The sequence below is a fragment of the Burkholderia sp. FW306-1C-G01B genome (assembly GCF_058781685.1).
Window position 1 is genome coordinate 308178 of the sequence record NZ_JBYSWZ010000007.1, and the last position, 18327, is coordinate 326504.

Sequence of the window (18327 nt, forward strand, 5' to 3'; positions counted from 1 at the left end):
TGCTTACACTCCCGCCGGAACTTGCTTGTGCCAGTCGGTCGCGCGCTGGAACGCGTCGGCGACCTGCAGCATCCGGGCTTCGTTGAAATAGTTGCCGATGATCTGCAGGCCGACCGGGCGCTTCGCGTTCGCGCCCGCGCCGAAGCCGCACGGCACGCTCATGCCGGGCAGGCCGGCGAGGCTCACCGACAGCGTGTAGATATCCGCGAGATACATCTGCACCGGATCGTCGCCCTTCGCGCCGAGATCCCATGCGACCGTCGGCGATGCCGGGCCCATGATCACGTCGCAGGACTTGAACGCTTCCTGGAAATCCTGCGCGATGATGCGGCGGATCTTCTGCGCCTGCAGGTAGTACGCGTCGTAGTAGCCGTGCGACAGCACGTACGCGCCGACGAGAATCCGGCGCTTCACCTCGGGGCCGAAGCCTTCGGCGCGCGACTTCTTGTACATGTCGAGCAGGTCGCCGTACTGCGCGGCGCGATGGCCGAAGCGCACGCCGTCGAAACGCGACAGGTTCGACGACGCCTCGGCCGGCGCGATCACGTAGTACACGGGGATCGACAGTTCCGTCTTCGGCAGCGACACGGGCACGAGCGTCGCGCCGAGCGCTTCATATGCTTTAAGTGCCGCGTCGATCGCCGCGCGCACGTCGTCGGCGAGGCCGTCGCCGAAATACTCGTTCGGCAGGCCGATGCGCAGGCCCGCGAGCGGCTTGCCCGCATCGTTGCCGGCCGCCCACGGCTGGCCGAGGTGGCGCGTGAAATCCTCGTCGTCGCGCTCGAGGCTCGTCGAGTCGCGCTCGTCGAAACCGGCCATCGCGTTCAGCAGCAGCGCGCAGTCGGACGCGCTCTGCGCCATCGGGCCGCCCTGGTCGAGCGACGACGCGAACGCGATCATCCCGTAGCGCGACACGCGGCCGTAGGTCGGCTTGATGCCCGTCACGCCCGCGAACGACGCGGGCTGGCGGATCGAGCCGCCGGTGTCGGTGCCGGTCGCGGCCGGCGCGAGGCGCGCGGCGACGGCGGCCGAGCTGCCGCCCGAGCTGCCGCCCGGCACCGCGTTCGTGTCCCACGGGTTCTTCACCGCGCCGAACGCCGAGTTCTCGTTCGACGAGCCCATCGCGAACTCGTCCATGTTGGTCTTGCCAAGCGTGACCATGCCGGCCGCCTGCAGGCGGGCGACGACGGTCGCGTCGAACGGGCTTTCATAATTCGCGAGCATCTTCGAGCCGGCGGTCGAGCGCCAGCCGCGCGTGACGAACACATCCTTGTGCGCGATCGGCAGGCCGGTCAGCGCGCCGCCCGCGCCGCGCGCGAGCTCGGCATCGGCGGCTTTCGCCTGCGCGAGGGTCAGATCGGCGTCGACGTGGACGAACGCGTTCAGGCCGCGCGCGGCGTCGATCCGTTTCAGGTAGTGCTGCGCGAGCTCGACGGCCGAGCATTCCTTGGCGGCGAGCGCGGCGCGCAGTTCGGTCAGGCTTTTTGCGTGCATTGAGTGGTTTTCCTGGGAATTCTGGGTGGCGCGCGGCGCTGGCCGGCGCGCTTGTCGTCGAATGCTTACTCGATCACCTTCGGCACGAGATAGAGGCCGTCCTGGACGGCCGGCGCCGGGCGCTGGTTGTCGTCGCGATGGACGATTTCCGTCACGGCGTCGTCGCGCAGGCGCTGCGCGACTTCCTGGATCTGTTCGATCGGGTGGGCGAGCGGCGCGATGCCGGCGGTGTCGACCGCCTGCATCTGCTCGACGAGGCCGAAGAATTCATTGAGCTGGCCGAGCATGTGCTCGGCGTCGGCGTCGGCCATTTCGAGTCGCGCCAGGTGCGCGATGCGTTTCACATCGGTCAGGGTCAGGGCCATGCGATCACCGGAAAAAACAAGGCTGTGCAGCGCATCGAAAGCAGCGCTGCTGCGGGGGGTTGGAGGGTGCGATCCCACCCTCAAAAATCGGGACCGAAGCGGCAAAAATACCGCCCGTTTCGATTCAAATACCGTGAAATTATAAGGTATCATTACGCGTTCGACCCAAACCCGGCAGCCTTTTCCCGCACCGTTTCGCCCCGCTTCGGCAAGCCGTGCGTGCTTCGTGCGATCCCCGGTAGACATCACTCGCAGCTTCGTGCGCCGCGGCGGTCGCTTCCGCCACGCTTCCCGAGGCTGTTATTTTTTCCGCTGCCCGCCCTCAGCGTTCGCTATGCAGGGCCGGCCCAGAGCGAAACAGGATTCTGAATGTTCGGTTTTTTGCGCAGCTACTTCTCCAACGATCTCGCGATCGATCTCGGCACCGCAAACACCCTGATCTACATGCGCGGCAAGGGCATCGTGCTCGATGAACCGTCCGTCGTGTCGATTCGTCAGGAAGGCGGCCCCAACGGCAAGAAGACGATCCAGGCGGTCGGCAAGGAAGCCAAGCAGATGCTCGGCAAGGTGCCGGGCAACATCGAGGCGATCCGCCCGATGAAGGACGGCGTGATCGCCGACTTCACCGTCACCGAGCAGATGATCAAGCAGTTCATCAAGACGGCGCACGAGTCGCGCATGTTCTCGCCGTCGCCGCGCATCATCATCTGCGTGCCGTGCGGCTCGACCCAGGTCGAGCGCCGCGCGATCAAGGAAGCCGCGCACGGCGCCGGCGCATCGCAGGTCTACCTGATCGAGGAGCCGATGGCGGCCGCGATCGGCGCGGGCCTGCCGGTATCGGAAGCCACCGGCTCGATGGTCGTCGACATCGGCGGCGGCACGACGGAAGTCGGCGTGATCTCGCTCGGCGGCATCGTATACAAGGGCTCGGTGCGCGTCGGCGGCGACAAGTTCGACGAAGCGATCGTCAACTACATCCGCCGCAACTACGGGATGCTGATCGGCGAACAAACGGCCGAGGCGATCAAGAAGGAAATCGGCTCCGCGTTCCCGGGCTCCGAAGTCAAGGAAATGGAAGTGAAGGGCCGCAACCTGTCGGAAGGCATTCCGCGCAGCTTCACGATCTCCAGCAACGAAATCCTCGAAGCGCTGACCGATCCGCTGAACCAGATCGTGTCGTCGGTGAAGATCGCGCTCGAACAAACGCCGCCGGAACTCGGCGCCGACATCGCCGAACGCGGGATGATGCTGACGGGCGGCGGCGCGCTGCTGCGCGACCTCGACCGCCTGCTCGCGGAAGAAACCGGCCTGCCGGTGCTCGTCGCGGAAGATCCGCTCACCTGCGTCGTGCGCGGTTCGGGCATGGCGCTCGAGCGCATGGACAAGCTGGGCAGCATCTTCTCGTACGAGTGATCGTCTAGGGGGCTGTTTTCCCATGAAACGTACGTGCGAATGCCCGAAATCGGTCGCAGGGCAAGAAGTGAGGAGCGCCGTTTGGCCGCGCCAAACAAGCGACGAACGACGCCGCCATGCGGCCGATTTCGGGCATTCCCGTGAAACGAATTTTAAATTTGGGGTTGACCCGAAACGGGCCGCTCGCTGCGTCATGCTCCTTGCGAATACGTCAAGTATTCGCGGCGTCGCGATCCTTGCGAGCGGCCCGTTTCGGGTCAACGCACGCACGTTTCATGGGAAAACAGCCCCCCAGATTTCTTGACATGACGCACCTGCGGCGTGGCCGGATCGCTCGTTCAGAACGAACCGCCGCGCCGTTTGCGCGTCTGAGCATCATTTAACCGATCACACGCGCCCGGCGCCGACCATGGAATACAGTCCGCCGCCCCTCTTCAAGCAAGGTCCGCCCGCGCTCGCGCGGCTCATCTTCTTCGTTGCCCTCGCCATCGCGCTCCTCGTGTCGGACGCGCGCTTCAGCACGCTCGAAATCCTGCGCGGCGTGCTCGGCACCGTGCTCTATCCGCTGCAGCGCGTGGCGCTCGTGCCGCGCGACCTGTTCATGGGCGCGGCCGACATCGCTGTCACCGGCGCATCGCTGCGCCACGAGAACGACAACCTCCGCAAGCGCAACCTGCAACTGTCGACGCAGGCCAACCAGGCCGCCGTGCTCGCGCAGGAAAACATGCACCTGCGCGCGGTGCTCGAGCTGCGCCAGCACATCGCGACGCAATCAACGCCGGTCGAGATCCAGTACGACACGAGCGATCCGTTCACGCAGAAGATCGTGGTCGGGCAAGGTTCGCAGCAGGGCATCCAGAACGGCGCGCCCGTGGTCAGCGAGGACGGCGTGGTCGGCCAGGTCACGCGCGTGTTCCCGCTGCAGTCCGAAGTCACGCTGGTCACCGACCGCGATCTCGCGATTCCGGTGCAGGTGCTGCGCACCGGCCTGCGCAGCGTGATCTACGGCACGCCGAAGGGCGATTCGCTCGACCTGCGCTTCGTGCCGACGAGCGCGGATCTCCTCGCCGGCGACGAGCTCGTCACGAGCGGCCTCGACGGCGTCTATCCGCCCGGCCTGCCGGTCGCGAAGGTCGTGCGCGTCGACAAGCTCGCCGATACCGCATTCGCGCGCGTGACGTGCGCGCCGGTCGCGGCCGTGCGCGGCGCGCGCCAGATGCTCGTGCTGCATTACCAGAACGACATCCCGCCGCGCCCGGCCGAGCTCGAACCGGCCGCCGACAAGAACGCGAAGGGCGGCAAGAAGGGCGCGAAAGCCGCCGCGAAGGGCGAGAAAGCCGACAAGGCCGACGCGAACGCAAAGCCGGCCGCCGCCGCCCAGCCCGGCGCGAAGCCCGCGCCGGCTGCGCCCGCCGCTGCACCCGCGAAGCCCGCGGCCGGGCAACCAGGAGCCCAGCGATGAACCGCCCGCAATACATCCTGCAGCCGGTCAATCCGTACTTCATCGTCTTCAGCCTCGCCGCCGCATTCCTGCTGAACCTGATGCCGTGGGGCCGCCTGCCCGGCGTGCCCGACTTCGTCGCGCTCGTGCTGCTGTTCTGGAACATCCACCAGCCGCGCAAGGTCGGGATGGGCGTCGCGTTCGCGCTCGGCATCCTGATGGACGTGCATGACGCGGGGCTGCTCGGCGAGCACGCGCTCGCCTATACGCTGCTGTCGTACGGCGCGATCACGATCCACCGCCGCGTGCTGTGGATGCCGATCGGCGTGCAGGTGCTGTATGTCACGCCGCTGCTCGTCGTCGCGCAGCTCGTGCCGTTCGTGATCCGTCTCTTGATGGGCGCCGCGTTCCCGGGCTGGCGCTACCTGGTCGACGGCTTCGTCGAGGCCGCGCTGTGGCCGATCGCGAGCCACCTGCTGCTGATGCCGCAACGTCGCCCGGTCGATCCGGACGACACGCGCCCCATCTGAGCCGGACGACCTTGAATACCCGCCGCCCCCAAACCCGCCGCGCGCCGCGCTCCGGGGCGGCACCTCGCCCGCCCGCGCGCGGGTCGGATAGACGCTCAACCGCATGACCGAATTCAACGACACCCAACAGCAGCTCTCGAAGTTCCGCCTGCGCGTCGCGGCGGCGGGCGTGTTCGTGTTCGTCTGCTTCGGGCTGCTCGCGAGCCGCTTCTTCTACCTGCAGTTGATGCAACACGGCAAATACGCGCTGCAGGCCGAGGAAAACCGCATCTCGGTCGCGCCGATCGTGCCGAACCGCGGGATCATCACCGACCGCAACGGCGTGATCCTCGCGAAGAACTATTCGGCGTACACGCTCGAGATCACGCCGTCGAAGCTCGACGACACGCTCGACAACACGATCGACAAGCTGTCCGAGATCATCCCGATCGACGCACGCGACCGCCGCCGCTTCAAGAAGCTGCAGGAAGACTCGAAGAACTTCGAGAGCCTGCCGATCCGCACGCGGCTCACCGACGCGGAAGTCGCGCGCTTCACCGCGCAGCGTTTCCGCTTCCCCGGCGTCGACGTGCGCGCGCGGCTGTTCCGCCAATATCCGCTCGGCACGACGGCCGCACACGTGATCGGCTACATCGGCCGAATCTCGAAGCGCGACCAGGATCGCATCGACGCGATGAGCGACGACAACGACAGCGACCAGGAAAACTACGATCCGCGCCGCGACGCGAACAACTACAAGGGCACCGACTACATCGGCAAGATCGGCGTCGAGCAGAGCTACGAGACCGAGCTGCACGGGCTGACCGGCTTCGAGGAAGTCGAGGTGACGGCCGGCGGCCGGCCCGTGCGCACGCTGTCGCGCACGCAGGCGACGCCCGGCAACAATCTCGTGCTGTCGCTCGACATCGGGTTGCAGCAGGTCGCCGAGCAGGCGTTCGCCGGCAAGCGCGGCGCGCTCGTCGCGATCGAGCCGAAGACGGGCGACGTGCTCGCGTTCGTGTCGTCGCCGAGCTTCGACCCGAATTCGTTCGTCGACGGCATCGACCAGCAGACCTGGGACGAGCTGAACAACTCGACCGACAAGCCGCTGCTGAACCGCCCGCTGCACGGCACCTACCCGCCCGGCTCGACGTACAAGCCGTTCATGGCGCTCGCGGGCCTGACGCTCGGCAAGCGCTCGCCGGGCTGGGGGTTCCAGGATCCCGGCTACTTCACGTTCGGCGGCCACACGTTCCGCAACGACGTGCGCTCGGGCCAGGGCTGGGTCGACATGAACAAGGCGATCATGGTGTCGAACGACACCTACTTCTACATGCTCGCGCGCGACCTCGGCGTGAACGCGATCGCGAACTTCATGAAGCCGTTCGGCTTCGGCCAGATCACCGGGATCGACATCCAGGGCGAGGCGCGCGGGATCCTGCCGTCGACCGACTGGAAGAAGAAGGCGTTCAAGAAGGCCGCGCAGCAGAAGTGGTTCGACGGCGAGACGATCAGCCTCGGGATCGGCCAGGGCTACAACTCGTTCACGATCCTGCAGCTCGCGCACGCAACCGCGACGCTCGCGAACAACGGCATCGTGATGAAGCCGCACCTCGTGAAGGAAGTCGAGGATCCGATCACGCGCGGGCGCCGCCTGACCGTGCCGAAGGAAAGTGAAACGATCCCGCTCAAGCAAGCCGACATCGACGTCGTGAAGCGCGGGATGGAGAACGTGATCGAGAACCCGTCCGGCACCGCTTACAAGGTGTTCCGCGGCGTGCCGTATCTCGCCGCCGGCAAGACCGGTACCGCTCAGGTGTTCTCGCTGCAGGGCTCCAACTACAAGGGCCACCTGCTCGCCGAGCATCTGCGCGACCACGCGCTGTTCATCGCGTACGCGCCGGTCGACCATCCGCAGATCGCCTTGGCGCTGGTCGTCGAGAACGGCGGCTGGGGCGCGCAGGCCGCGGGCCCGATCGCGCGCCGCGTGCTCGACTTCTTCCTCGTCGAGCGCCAGAACCCGCAGAACGAAGCCGCGGCCGTGGCTGCCGCGGCGTCGGCGACCGAACCCGTCAATGCACCGGTGATCGGCGATGCGAACAAGCCCGCCGCCGTCGCGGCCGGCTTCAAGACGCTGCCGCAGCCCGTCGTGCCGACCGCGGCCAGCGCGGCGGATGCGGCATCGGCCGCGTCGGCGCCCGATGCGTCGGGTGCGGCCGGTGCAAACGCAGCGCAGCCGGCGAGCGCCGCGGCGCCGATGGCCGCGAGCCTGCCGCCGATCCGGCGCCCGCACCGGCCGCGCCGGCCCGCCAGCGATGCGCAGCCGCTCGTCGCCACGCCGCGGGACGACAACCACCGCGCGACGGCCCCCGCGAAAGCGGCGGACACCGGCGCCGCTCATTAACGGAGAAAGGCATGCAATTCGACAAGCGCGCCTGGCTCGACAAGATCAAGCAGATGTTCGCGGGCTTCGACCGCCCGCTCGCCCTCATCGTGTTCCTGCTGCTGTGCGTCGGCATCGTCACGCTGTACAGCGCGGCGATCGACATGCCGGGCCGCGTCGAGGACCAGTTGCGCAACATCCTGCTGACGTTCGTGCTGATGTGGGTGATCGCCAACATCCCGCCGACCACGCTGATGCGCTTCGCGGTCCCGCTCTATACGTTCGGGGTCGCGCTGCTGATCGCGGTCGCGCTGTTCGGGATGACGAAGAAGGGCGCGAAGCGCTGGCTGAACGTCGGCGTCGTGATCCAGCCGTCGGAGATCCTCAAGATCGCGACGCCGCTGATGCTCGCGTGGTACTACCAGCGCCGCGAAGGCGGGCTGCGCTGGTACGACTTCCTCGCCGCGTTCGGGATCCTGATGGTGCCGGTCGGACTGATCGCGAAGCAGCCCGACCTCGGCACGGGCCTGCTCGTGTTCGCGGCCGGCTTCTTCGTGATCTACCTCGCCGGCCTGTCGTTCAAGCTGATCGTGCCGGTGCTCGTCGCGGGCGTGATCGCGGTCGGGTCGATCGCCGTGTTCGAGGATCGCATCTGCCAGCCCGAAGTGCAGTGGCCGCTGATGCACGACTACCAGAAGCACCGCGTGTGCACGCTGCTCGACCCGACCTCCGACCCGCTCGGCAAGGGCTTCCACACGATCCAGGCCGTGATCGCGATCGGCTCGGGCGGCGCGCTCGGCAAGGGCTACCTGAAAGGCACGCAGGCGCACCTCGAATTCATTCCGGAGAAGCACACCGACTTCATCTTCGCGGTGTTCTCGGAGGAATGGGGGCTGGTCGGCGGGATCGTGCTGCTGACGCTGTATATGGCGCTGATCGCGCGCGGGCTCTATATCGCCGCGCAGGGCGCGACGCTGTTCGGCCGCCTGCTCGCGGGCTCGCTCACGCTCGCGTTCTTCGTCTATGCGTTCGTCAACATCGGGATGGTGAGCGGCGTGCTGCCGGTCGTCGGCGTGCCGTTGCCGTTCATGAGCTACGGCGGCACCGCGCTCGCGACGCTCGGCATCGCGATCGGGATGATCATGAGCGTCGGGCGACAGCGGCGGCTGATGAAGAGCTGACCACGCGGCAAAGAAGAACGGCGCCCCGGCGCCGTTTTTTTATCGTGCGTTTCGAACGCGGCAACGCGGCGCGGCGCCCACTCACTGCGGTGCCGCGCGCGGGCTCCCCGGCTCAGCACCGACGCCCGACGCCGGCCCCTGCGCCTTCAGCCGCGCGCTCAACTCCTTGAATTTCAATCCGGCCGTCTCGTCGCCCTGCGCGGCAGCCGCCGCGTAATAGGCCCGCGCGATGTTCAGGTTCTGCGCAACGCCGTCGCCGCCGCGCTCGTAGAACGACGCGGTCACGTACTGCGCGGTTGGCTCGCCCGCATCGGCGGCCTGCTTGTACCACGCGAACGCCTGCCGGTTGTCGCGCGGCGTGCCGCGCCCGTCGAGGAACTGGTTCGCGAGCGACAGCTCGGCCTGCACGTGCCCCTGCTTCGCCGCCCGCAGGAACCAGCGATGCGCTTCGGCCGGATTGCGCGCGACGAACTCGCCGTCGTCGAACATCCGGCCGTACACGTACTGCGCATGCGACATGTTCGCGTCGGCCGCGCGCTTCAGCCAGCGCAACCCTTCGTCGACGTTCGCCGTCACGCCTTCGCCCGTCAGCAGCATCATCGCGTAGTTGAACTGCGCGAGACGGTCGCCGCGCTCGGCCGCGTCGTGGAACTGCACCAGCGCCGCGCGATAGTCGCCGGCGTTGTAGTCGGCGACCGCCGATTGCGTCTCGCGCGACGGATCGGGCTTCGCTTGCGGCGCACCCTGCGCGGCCGCCGCGACACACACGGCCCACAGGCCGAGCATCGCGCCGAACCGCCCGCGCGCACCGGCCGCACCCTGCGCGCGCCCGCAAGACGCGCCGTCGCCGCCGTTCATGACCGTACCTCCTGCAGCGCTTGCCGCGTCGCACGCAGCAGCCAGCTCACGTCGGCCGACAGCGTGATCATCCGATAGCCGGCGTCGCGGTACTGCCGCGCGCCCGCCGTGTCGCCCGCGAAAATGCCGACCGCGACGCCGGCCTGCTTGCCGGCCGCGAGCACGCGCGCCATCGCGGTTTCGACGTCCGGGTGGCGGATGTCGCCGAGATGCCCGAGGCTCGCCGCGAGATCGGCCGGGCCGATGAACAGGCAGTCGACACCGGGCGTCGCCGCGATCCGCTCGACTTCGTCGACGCCGCGCGCCGATTCGATCTGCACGATCACCGCGACCTGCGCGTTCGCCGTCTGCACGTAATCGCGGCGCATGCCGAACGCCGCCGCACGCACCATGCCCGCGACGCCGCGCAGCCCGTCAGGCGACTCCGGCGACGGGAAGCGCGTGAGCCGCACCGCGTGCGCGGCGCCGTCGGGCGTCTCGATGCACGGAAACATCAGCGTGCGCGCGCCGGCGTCGAGCGCGCGCTTCACGAGCCACGGCTCGCGCGCCGGCACGCGCACGACGGGTTCGCTCGGCAGGTGCGCGGCGGCGATCGCGCGCAACTGCGACACGACGTCGCGGCTGTCGTTCGGCGCGTGCTCCATGTCGATGCAGAGCCAGTCGTAGCCGGCGTGCGCGAGCGCTTCCGCGGCCGAGTCGCTGCCGAGCGACAGCCACAGGCCATACAGCGGCTCGTCGCCGTCGCGCAGGCGTTGTTTGAGGGAATTGGTGAGCGTGCTCATCGATACGGCCTCCTGGACGGAACGGCAATCGAACGGGACAAGCATCGGGCGAAGCGGGGCGCAACACGCCGGGCAGCACAGCGCGGCGGCGCCAGACCGCGCCCTTCAGCGTTAGTCGGCCGTGAACAGCCGATCTGACAGCGCGGGCCGCGCGACCGCGCACGGGTGCGTTTTACGAGTGCCACGCAACGATCATAGCGCGGCGTTACGCGGAATGTGGGAACGGACGGGAAGCAGCGCCGGCGCGGGACGAGGCCGCAGGGCACGGTGACGGGCAGCCCGCGCCGGCCGGCGGGGCTGCCGGGAAGGCAGGATCAGCGGCCGGGCTGGCGCTCGACGTCGGCCCAGCAGTTCGGCGTTTCGTACAGGCGCACGCGCTCGAGGCGCAGGTTCACGCCGTAGTGCGCGTCGTACACGTTCGCGAGGAGGTCGAACGCGATCGCCGCGAGGTTCTCGACGGTCGGGATCCGGTCGATCACGACAGTCTTGTGGTCGGCCATCTGTTCGAGGAACGAGCGCACGACGTCGTCGCGCGCATAGACCAGGAATGCATGGTCCCACTTGCTGACTAGGTGCTCCATCGCGAGCGCCTTCACGTCGGCGAAATCCATCACCATGCCGCGGTCGGGAGCGCCCTCGGTATCGACGAGATCGCCGCGCAACGTGATTTCGAGCACGTAGCGATGGCCGTGCAGGTTCCTGCATTGGCTGCGGTGATCGGGAATGCGGTGGCCCGCGTCGAATTCGAGTTTTCGGGTAATCAGCACGATGTCAAAAGCCGGGGCTCAGGGAATGTTCAGATATTTGTGGGTCTGCATCGACAGGCGCCACTGCGGATGACGCTTGCACCAGTCGATCGCGAGCTTCGTATTGAGGTCGCGCGACGGGCCGTCCATCGGCTGGACGAGGAAATACTCGAAGTCGAGCTTCGCATAATCGGCCAGCCGCTGGTTGTCCTGCGGGATCACGACCTTCAGTTCATTGCCCTTCGTGACGACGAGCGGCGCGTCGGCCTTCGGGCTCACGCAGATCCAGTCGATCGATTCGAGCACCGGCAGCGAGCCGTTGGTCTCGATCGCGATCTCGAAGCCGGCCGCGTGCAGCGCGTCGACGAGCGGCTGGTCGAGCTGCAGCATCGGCTCGCCGCCCGTGCAGACGACGAAGCGGTGCGCTTCGCCGCCCGGCCACAGGCCGGCGATCGTCGCGACGAGCGCTTCGGCGTCCTTGAACTTGCCGCCGTTCTCGCCGTCGGTGCCGACGAAGTCCGTATCGCAGAAGCGGCACACGGCCTCTTCGCGATCCTCTTCGCGGCCCGACCACAGGTTGCAGCCGGCGAACCGGCAGAACACGGCCGGCCGGCCCGCGTTCGCGCCCTCGCCCTGCAACGTGTAGAAAATTTCCTTGACCGCGTAAGTCATCGTCCGTCGTCCGGCTCGCGCCGCTCGTTGTCGATCAGAATCCGTTATTCATCAAGCGCTGCCGGCGCAGCCGCGTCACAGCGGCGCTTCGGTCACCCGCTCGCCCTTCAGGTAGGCCTCGTAGCCGCGCTTGCGCAGCTTGCAGGCCGGGCACTCGCCGCAGCCGAAGCCCCAGTCGTGCAGTTCCGCGCGCTCGCCCACGTAGCACGTGTGCGTCTCGACGCGGATCAGTTCGACGAGCGCTTCGCCGCCGAGCTGTTCGGCGAGCTGCCACGTCTGCGCCTTGTCGAGCCACATCAGCGGCGTCTCGAGCACGATGCGCGTGTCCATCCCGAGATTCAGCGCGACCTGCAGCGCCTTCATCGTATCGTCGCGGCAGTCGGGGTAGCCCGAAAAATCGGTCTCGCACATCCCGCCGACCAGCACACGCAGCCCGCGGCGATACGCGATCGCCGCGGCGATCGTCATGAACAGCAGGTTGCGGCCCGGCACGAACGTGTTCGGCAGGCCGTTCGCCGTCGTCTCGATCTCGATCGTGCGCGTCATCGCGGTATCGCTGATCGCGCCGAGCACCGACAGGTCGATCATGTGATCGTCGCCGAGCCGGTCCGTCCACGCGGAAAAGTCGCGCTTCAGCGCTTCGCGCACGCCTTCGCGGCATTCGAGCTCGACACGATGACGCTGGCCGTAATCGAAGCCGAGGGTCTCGACCGTCTGGTAGCGTTCGAGGGCCCACGCCACGCACGTGGCCGAGTCCTGCCCGCCGGAAAACAACACGAGCGCGCCGTCTTTAGCGTCTGTCCGAATCACCGTGATACTCCGTGAATGTGTAGGCTCGCGTCGCGCTGCGCCCCGGGGCCGGCTGCCGCCGGGCGGCCCGACGCGTACCGGCCTGCGCCGGCTCGACCAGTATAGGCAGCGCGGTCGGCCGCGAACGCGGCGGAGCGCTTATACCGCCCATCGCGCGGCATCGTTGCCGCGCGTCACGGCGGCGCATCACCGGCAGCCTGCCGTGCGCAGCGATGCGCTAAGTCATTGAGCGGGAACGGATTTTATCATGCCTGCGCGAATGCTGCCGCGCACGCGATGCCCACCACAAACGAAAAACCCCAAGAACCTTCCGATTCTTGGGGTTGGAACTGCTGGTGGCCTGGGACGGAATCGAACCATCGACACGCGGATTTTCAATCCGCTGCTCTACCAACTGAGCTACCGGGCCAACGAAGAATGAAAGTATATCGAGCTTTCCCCACCTGCTCAAGCGTTTTCGCAAAAAAATTTATGCCGCGCCTTCGGACGGCTTCTTGCCCAACTCGACGCCGAGCTGCTTGAGCTTGCGATACAGGTGCGTGCGCTCGAGGCCCGTCTTCTCCGCGACGCGCGTCATGCTGCCGTTCTCGCGCGCGAGGTGATATTCGAAGTACGCGCGCTCGAACGCATCGCGCGCTTCGCGCAACGGGATGTCGAACGGGATCGCGGCCGTCTGCCCCGCGAGGCCGAGCGCCGCCGCCATGTCGTCGCCGAGCGTCGGCAGCGCAGCCGCGGACGCAACCGCCGCGGGCCCCGCTGCCTGTCCGGCGCCGCCCTTCGCCGCCGCGTTGGCGGACACCGGCGCCGCGCCGCGTGCGAGACCGTGCTCGACGGACTTCAGCAGCTTCTGCAGCGCGATCGGCTTCTCGAGGAAATCGAGCGCGCCGATCTTCGTCGCCTCGACGGCCGTGTCGATCGTCGCGTGCCCGGACATCATGATCACGGGCATCGTCAGCAGCCCCTGCGCCGCCCATTCCTTGAGCAACGTGACGCCGTCGGTATCGGGCATCCAGATATCGAGCAGCACGAGATCGGGCGCCTGATTCAGCCGGTATTCCCGCGCGGCCTGCGCGTTCTCCGCTGCCTCGACGACATGTCCTTCATCGCTGAGGATCTCCGAGAGCAATTCCCGGATGCCCATTTCATCATCTACCACCAGGATGGTTGCCATTTACGCTGCCCTTGTCTGCTCACTTGCTTTTGTCTTAGCGGGGGTCGTCCCGCCCTGCGCGCCCGGTTCGGCGCCTGGCGCATCGCTCGCCATCTGCAGGAACAGGATCGACACCTGCGCACCCTCGACGGTCTCGCCGTGCATGCGATTGCGCAGATCGATCCGCGCACCGTGCTCGTCGACGATCTTCTTGACCGTGGCCAACCCGAGCCCCGTGCCCTTCGCCTTCGTCGTCACGTAAGGCTCGAACGCGCGGGTCAGGATGCGTGCCGGAAAACCGGGCCCGTTGTCGGACACGGTAAGACGTACCGCGACGCGCGTTTTGCCCTCGGCGTCGGGATCGCCATATTCTACTGTCTTGGTTTCGATCAACACACGCGGATGCTCGGCTTCCGCGACCGAATCCTGCGCATTCTGCAGCAGGTTGTGTATCACCTGGCGCAATTGCGTCGCGTCGCCGCGAATCACCGGCAGCGATGGCGCGAGCTCGGCGACGATCGGGCTCTTGCCTTCGCCGACGCCGTACAGCCCGAGCACCTCGCTCGCCAGTTCGTTCAACTGCAGGTTCGCGAGCACCGCCGGCGGCGTGCGCGCGTATTCGCGGAAATCGTCGACCATCCGCTTCATCGCGGCCACCTGGTTGACGATCATCGTCGCGCCGCGCTTGAGCACATCCGCGTCGGACGGCGCGAGCTTGTCGGACAGCTTCATCTGCAGCCGCTCGGCCGACAACTGGATCGGCGTCAGCGGATTCTTGATCTCGTGCGCGAGCCGCCGCGCGACCTCGCCCCACGCAACCGAGCGCTGCGCGGAAATCACGTCGGAAATGTCGTCGAATACCACGACGTAACCGGACGTCTGCGGATCGTCGGCCTGCCCCTCGACCGTCGACACGAGGCGCGCGCCGCGCACGAGCAGTGTCAGCGGTTCGGTTTCGCCCGGCATCTCGATCGCGAACTGCTGCTGCCAGTGGCCTCGATCGCCGCTGCCGCCGTCGGATGCCGCCTCGCGATCGGCGAATGCCTTGCGCACCATCGCGCCGAATCCCGCCGCAACGCCGATCTGGTCGAGCGTCGTGCCGATCAGCGCGTTGAACGGCTGCCGGAAGATCCGCTCGGCGCCGCGGTTGGCCGTCGTCAGCCGGAACTGGCGGTCGAGCACGAACACGCCGGCCGTCAGGTTCGCGAGGATGCTCTCGAGATACGTCTTCGAATGCTCGAGCGCGATGCGGTTCTTTTCGACCGCGAGCCGCGCCTCGGACAACTGGCGCGTCATCGCGTTGAACGACTGTGTGAGGAAGCCGAGCTCGTCGCGCGTCTTGATCTCGCGCTTCGGCGTGTAGTCGCCTTCCGTGATCTCCTTGGTGCCCTGCGCGAGCAGGAACAGCGGCCGCGCGAGCTGCTGGCCGAGCGCGAGCGCGAGCATCATCGCGATGAAGGTCGCGAGGAACAGCGCGAGCGTCAGCGTGCCGATGTACATCTTGCGCAGGCCCGTGCGGCCGAGCGCCTTTTCCTGATACTCGCGGTACGCGCGCTGCACGGCGTCCGCGTTGTGCGCGAGCGTCGGCGGCACCGGCTGCGTGAGCTGCAGGAAGCGTTCGGCCGGCTGCAGCAGCGACGTCGTCGCATCGGGAATCGGCCGCACGACGCGCAGCCGCAGCGCACCCTTCGCGCCGTGCGCGCGCGGGTCGCCATCGACTTCGCCTTCGATCGCCGCGTACGCGCCGTGTTCGCGCGCCTGGCTCAGCATCAGCGGCGTCGGCAGGTCGTCCGGAATCAGCGCCGCGAAATTGCCCGACGCCTGCGCGACGATGTGCAGGTCGGGCGCCGCGCCCGAGCCGCCGCGGCTCGGCTCGACAATCGTCGCGTCCTGCACGCCGAACTGGTCGCGCAGCCGCAGCAGCGTGAGCGTCGTGCCGTTCGTGTTCGCGTCGACGCTCGCGAGCTGGTCGGACATCAGTCGCGCCTTCGTCTGCAGATCGGACAGCGACGCATCGAGCATCCCGCGGCCGAGGTTCAGGCCGGCCGTCAGCGCCGTCTCGACGTTCACGTCGAACCACGACTCGATGCTGCGCGACACGAACTGGTACGACACGATGTAGATGATCCCGCCCGGCACCACGCCGACGAGCGCGAAGAACACCGCGAGCTTCGCGAGCAGCCGCGTGCCGAACTTGCCCTTCCTCAGGCGCACGACGATCATCCCGATCAGCCCGAGCACCACGAGCAGGAACACCAGCGCGACGACGATGTTGGTCGCGTACAGCCACGAGTAGTAGCGATCGAAGAATTCGGTATTCGCGCTCGCGGCCGCGAGCAGCACGAGCAGCAGCAGCGCGGTGAACGCGACGGTCGAGACGATCACGCGAACAAGGAGGCTCTTCCCGCTGGCCGCGCGGCGCACTTTATTTAGCACGTTCGGTCACCGTGAAGTTGAAGCGCTTCCAGTCCGACCCGAGCGTCCAGTCGCGATTGTTCACGGCGTCGACCTGGAACGGCTTCGGCATCAGCGCCGTATCGAGCTGCATCCGCACCGACGCCATGTAGGTTTCCCCCAGGCGCACCTGGTTGCGGTCGATCACATGCCACGACGTGATGTGCCTGACGACCGCGAGCGCATCCTTCAGCGACGGGAAGCCGAGCTGCAGGCCGCCCGTCGACACGCGGTATTCGCGCGTGAGCGGCTGGAACGACAGGCGGATCGTCTGCGTCACCGACACCGGCTGCTCGTCGAACCAGTACCAGCGCGCGCGGCTCAGCTCGAAGTCGGTCGTGAAGTAAAGCGGGATGCCCTTGTTGACGGCATCCTCGAGGTTCGGATTCAGCTCGAAATCGAAGCGGGCATCGAGGCTCCAGCCGCTTCCGTCGGCCTGGAGCGACGCGCGCTGCACGGCGATCGACTGGGCATGCGCCGGCCGGACGACGGCCAGGCACAGCGTCAACGCGACCATCAGGACGGCCGCGAGCCGAAGTGGAAAAAGGTGTTTGATCGTCACCGTTTCTGAAACCGCGCGTAGAAAAATCCGTCGTGATCGGTGTTCTGGTCGAGTGCGCCGGCGGCAGCCCCTCCCTGCACTCCGCCCGGCAGCAGCTGGCCGGGAGCGTCCAATCGTACCGCATCTTCACAGACCGCTTCAAACCAGCGGGCCTGCAACTCGCCTTCTTCGGGGAAGATCGAGCAGGTCACGTAAAGCAGTTCGCCGCCCGGCTTCACGAGCGGCCACAGCGCCGACAGGATGCGGCGCTGTTCCGCGACGAGCGCCGGGATGTCGGCCTCGCGGCGCAGCCAGCGAATGTCGGGATGCCGCCGCACGATGCCCGATGCCGAGCACGGCACATCGGCCAGGATGCGGTCGAACGGGCGCCCGTCGTACCACGCGCCGGGCGCACCCGCATCGCCGACACGCACGTCTGCTGCGAGCGACAGGCGCACGAGGTTCTCGCCGATGCGCGCCGCGCGCGTCGCGTCGCTTTCGAGCGCGACGACTTCCGCGTTGGCCAGCTCGAGAATATGGCCGGTCTTACCGCCGGGCGCCGCGCATGCGTCGAGTACGCGCATGCCGTCGCGCGCACCGAGCCATTCGGCCGCGAGCTGCGCGCCAGCGTCCTGCACCGACACCACGCCGTCGGCGAATCCCGGAATGCGCTCGACCGGCAGCGCCGATGCGAGCCGCACCGCATGCCGGCCGATCGCGGTCGCGTCGATGCCGCTCGCGCGCAGCGTATCGAGATACGCGTCGACGCTCGCGCGACGCGCATTCACGCGCAGCGTCAGCGGCCCCTGGCGCTCGCCGGCCGCGAGGATCGCCTGCCATGCGTCGGGCCATGCGCGCTTCACCGCATCGACCCACCATGCGCGGTAATTCCAGCGCGCAACGGCGTCGTCCTGCATCGCCGCGACGAGCACGTCGCGCTCGCGCAGGAACCGACGCAGCACCGCGTTGACCAACCCCTTCGCGAATGCGTATTCGCGGCGCGCGCCGATCACGGTCACGGCCTGGTCAACCACCGTGAACGCCGAGTATGCGGCATCGTCCGCCGGATCGAGCAGCAGCGCGAGCGCACCGGCGAGCACCGCGTTCACGTGCGCGGGCGGCGCCTTGCTGACGAGCCGGCCGATCAGCCAGTCCACGCTGCCGAGGCGACGCATCGTCCGGTACGCGACGTCCTGCGTCGCGCCGCGCGCGAGCGCCTGCGCACCGGACGCCATCTGCGCGAATACCGCCGAGAGCGCTGCCGGCAGCGCAGTGCCGCGCCGTACCGCATCGACCGCCTGCGCGGCCGCGTCGAGTGCGAAGCCGAGCGAATCGGGCGCAAGATGCGGCGCGGACAGGCGCGCCGGGCGGCCGGAAGAAGACGGAGCGGGAGAACGGGTTCGTGTCATCGGAGCGGAATCGGCAAACAAGCGCAGCTAACAAATGCGGCAAACGGCGGGATTGCGGCGGCCGCGCGGCCCTGCGATCCCAAACCGCGCATTGTAGCGTGCGACCATGCGGCCCCTTT

16 protein-coding genes and 1 tRNA gene are annotated in these 18327 nt (G+C 67.7%); 5 read left to right on the top strand and 12 right to left on the bottom strand.

From position 1 onward, the window contains the following. Positions 1 to 3: 3 nt before the first annotated feature. Positions 4 to 1494, bottom strand: coding sequence for an Asp-tRNA(Asn)/Glu-tRNA(Gln) amidotransferase subunit GatA (gene gatA, locus AC3WLY_RS16615; RefSeq protein ID WP_175963293.1), 1491 nt, complete (start codon positions 1492 to 1494; stop codon positions 4 to 6). Positions 1495 to 1559: 65 nt separating this feature from the next. Next, a complete protein-coding gene (gene gatC, locus AC3WLY_RS16620) occupies positions 1560 to 1859 on the bottom strand; it encodes an Asp-tRNA(Asn)/Glu-tRNA(Gln) amidotransferase subunit GatC (RefSeq protein ID WP_072437604.1) in 300 nt (99 codons plus the stop codon). Between the two features lie 369 nt (positions 1860 to 2228). On the opposite strand from gatC, the gene AC3WLY_RS16625 reads away from it, so the two are divergent. The 5 genes from AC3WLY_RS16625 (at position 2229) to rodA (ending at position 8786) form a co-directional block, all read left to right on the top strand. Further along, the gene (locus AC3WLY_RS16625; protein WP_004189550.1) at positions 2229 to 3272 is read left to right on the top strand and encodes a rod shape-determining protein; all 1044 of its coding nucleotides are present in this window, start codon (positions 2229 to 2231) and stop codon (positions 3270 to 3272) included. A gap of 409 nt (positions 3273 to 3681) precedes the next feature. Further along, positions 3682 to 4734 carry a rod shape-determining protein MreC gene (gene mreC, locus AC3WLY_RS16630; RefSeq protein ID WP_492310079.1) on the top strand — a complete coding sequence of 351 codons (1053 nt, stop codon included), beginning with the start codon at positions 3682 to 3684 and terminating at the stop codon, positions 4732 to 4734. Beyond that, positions 4731 to 5243 carry a rod shape-determining protein MreD gene (gene mreD, locus AC3WLY_RS16635; protein ID WP_006482567.1) on the top strand — a complete coding sequence of 171 codons (513 nt, stop codon included), beginning with the start codon at positions 4731 to 4733 and terminating at the stop codon, positions 5241 to 5243. The genes mreC and mreD overlap by 4 nt, the downstream gene beginning before the upstream one ends. A gap of 103 nt (positions 5244 to 5346) precedes the next feature. After that, positions 5347 to 7626 carry a penicillin-binding protein 2 gene (gene mrdA, locus AC3WLY_RS16640; protein WP_492310078.1) on the top strand — a complete coding sequence of 760 codons (2280 nt, stop codon included), beginning with the start codon at positions 5347 to 5349 and terminating at the stop codon, positions 7624 to 7626. A gap of 11 nt (positions 7627 to 7637) precedes the next feature. Then, entirely contained in the window at positions 7638 to 8786 is a 1149-nt protein-coding gene (rodA, locus tag AC3WLY_RS16645) for a rod shape-determining protein RodA (RefSeq protein WP_175963290.1), read from the top strand. Between the two features lie 81 nt (positions 8787 to 8867). On the opposite strand, the gene AC3WLY_RS16650 is transcribed toward rodA, so the two are convergent. From AC3WLY_RS16650 to rsmB, 10 genes are all read right to left on the bottom strand, one after another. Continuing rightward, positions 8868 to 9644 (bottom strand): tetratricopeptide repeat protein, encoded by a 777-nt coding sequence (locus AC3WLY_RS16650; protein ID WP_105389501.1) that lies wholly within the window; start codon positions 9642 to 9644, stop codon positions 8868 to 8870. Next, positions 9641 to 10426 carry an HpcH/HpaI aldolase family protein gene (locus AC3WLY_RS16655; RefSeq protein WP_492332694.1) on the bottom strand — a complete coding sequence of 262 codons (786 nt, stop codon included), beginning with the start codon at positions 10424 to 10426 and terminating at the stop codon, positions 9641 to 9643. The genes AC3WLY_RS16650 and AC3WLY_RS16655 overlap by 4 nt, the downstream gene beginning before the upstream one ends. Before the next feature lie 314 nt (positions 10427 to 10740). Further along, complete coding sequence (queD, locus tag AC3WLY_RS16660) at positions 10741 to 11193, bottom strand: 6-carboxytetrahydropterin synthase QueD (protein ID WP_006477472.1); 453 nt, start codon at positions 11191 to 11193, stop codon at positions 10741 to 10743. An 18-nt stretch (positions 11194 to 11211) separates the two neighbouring features. Continuing rightward, positions 11212 to 11844 (bottom strand): 7-carboxy-7-deazaguanine synthase, encoded by a 633-nt coding sequence (queE, locus tag AC3WLY_RS16665; RefSeq protein WP_175963288.1) that lies wholly within the window; start codon positions 11842 to 11844, stop codon positions 11212 to 11214. 75 nt (positions 11845 to 11919) lie between these two features. Next, a complete protein-coding gene (gene queC, locus AC3WLY_RS16670) occupies positions 11920 to 12654 on the bottom strand; it encodes a 7-cyano-7-deazaguanine synthase QueC (protein ID WP_175963287.1) in 735 nt (244 codons plus the stop codon). 333 nt (positions 12655 to 12987) lie between these two features. Beyond that, positions 12988 to 13063 (bottom strand) — tRNA-Phe (locus AC3WLY_RS16675). 60 nt (positions 13064 to 13123) lie between these two features. Beyond that, complete coding sequence (gene esaR / locus AC3WLY_RS16680; protein ID WP_175963286.1) at positions 13124 to 13825, bottom strand: response regulator transcription factor EsaR; 702 nt, start codon at positions 13823 to 13825, stop codon at positions 13124 to 13126. Continuing rightward, on the bottom strand, positions 13826 to 16240 hold the full coding sequence (esaS, locus tag AC3WLY_RS16685) for a sensor histidine kinase EsaS (protein ID WP_492310076.1): 2415 nt from the start codon (positions 16238 to 16240) through the stop codon (positions 13826 to 13828). Continuing rightward, positions 16230 to 16820, bottom strand: a complete 591-nt coding sequence (locus AC3WLY_RS16690; RefSeq protein ID WP_034179354.1) for a DUF4390 domain-containing protein — start codon at positions 16818 to 16820, stop codon at positions 16230 to 16232. The genes esaS and AC3WLY_RS16690 overlap by 11 nt, the downstream gene beginning before the upstream one ends. After that, positions 16817 to 18208 carry a 16S rRNA (cytosine(967)-C(5))-methyltransferase RsmB gene (rsmB, locus tag AC3WLY_RS16695; RefSeq protein ID WP_175963284.1) on the bottom strand — a complete coding sequence of 464 codons (1392 nt, stop codon included), beginning with the start codon at positions 18206 to 18208 and terminating at the stop codon, positions 16817 to 16819. The genes AC3WLY_RS16690 and rsmB overlap by 4 nt, the downstream gene beginning before the upstream one ends. Positions 18209 to 18327: the final 119 nt, after the last annotated feature.

Bases quoted from the DNA above. Each gene is read 5' to 3' on its own strand.
- gatA (WP_175963293.1), bottom strand. From the start codon at position 1,494: ATGCACGCAAAAAGCCTGACCGAACTGCGCGCCGCGCTCGCCGCCAAG.
- gatC (WP_072437604.1), bottom strand. From the start codon at position 1,859: ATGGCCCTGACCCTGACCGATGTGAAACGCATCGCGCACCTGGCGCGA.
- AC3WLY_RS16625 (WP_004189550.1), top strand. From the start codon at position 2,229: ATGTTCGGTTTTTTGCGCAGCTACTTCTCCAACGATCTCGCGATCGAT.
- mreC (WP_492310079.1), top strand. From the start codon at position 3,682: ATGGAATACAGTCCGCCGCCCCTCTTCAAGCAAGGTCCGCCCGCGCTC.
- mreD (WP_006482567.1), top strand. From the start codon at position 4,731: ATGAACCGCCCGCAATACATCCTGCAGCCGGTCAATCCGTACTTCATC.
- mrdA (WP_492310078.1), top strand. From the start codon at position 5,347: ATGACCGAATTCAACGACACCCAACAGCAGCTCTCGAAGTTCCGCCTG.
- rodA (WP_175963290.1), top strand. From the start codon at position 7,638: ATGCAATTCGACAAGCGCGCCTGGCTCGACAAGATCAAGCAGATGTTC.
- AC3WLY_RS16650 (WP_105389501.1), bottom strand. From the start codon at position 9,644: ATGAACGGCGGCGACGGCGCGTCTTGCGGGCGCGCGCAGGGTGCGGCC.
- AC3WLY_RS16655 (WP_492332694.1), bottom strand. From the start codon at position 10,426: ATGAGCACGCTCACCAATTCCCTCAAACAACGCCTGCGCGACGGCGAC.
- queE (WP_175963288.1), bottom strand. From the start codon at position 11,844: ATGACTTACGCGGTCAAGGAAATTTTCTACACGTTGCAGGGCGAGGGC.
- esaR (WP_175963286.1), bottom strand. From the start codon at position 13,825: ATGGCAACCATCCTGGTGGTAGATGATGAAATGGGCATCCGGGAATTG.
- rsmB (WP_175963284.1), bottom strand. From the start codon at position 18,208: ATGACACGAACCCGTTCTCCCGCTCCGTCTTCTTCCGGCCGCCCGGCG.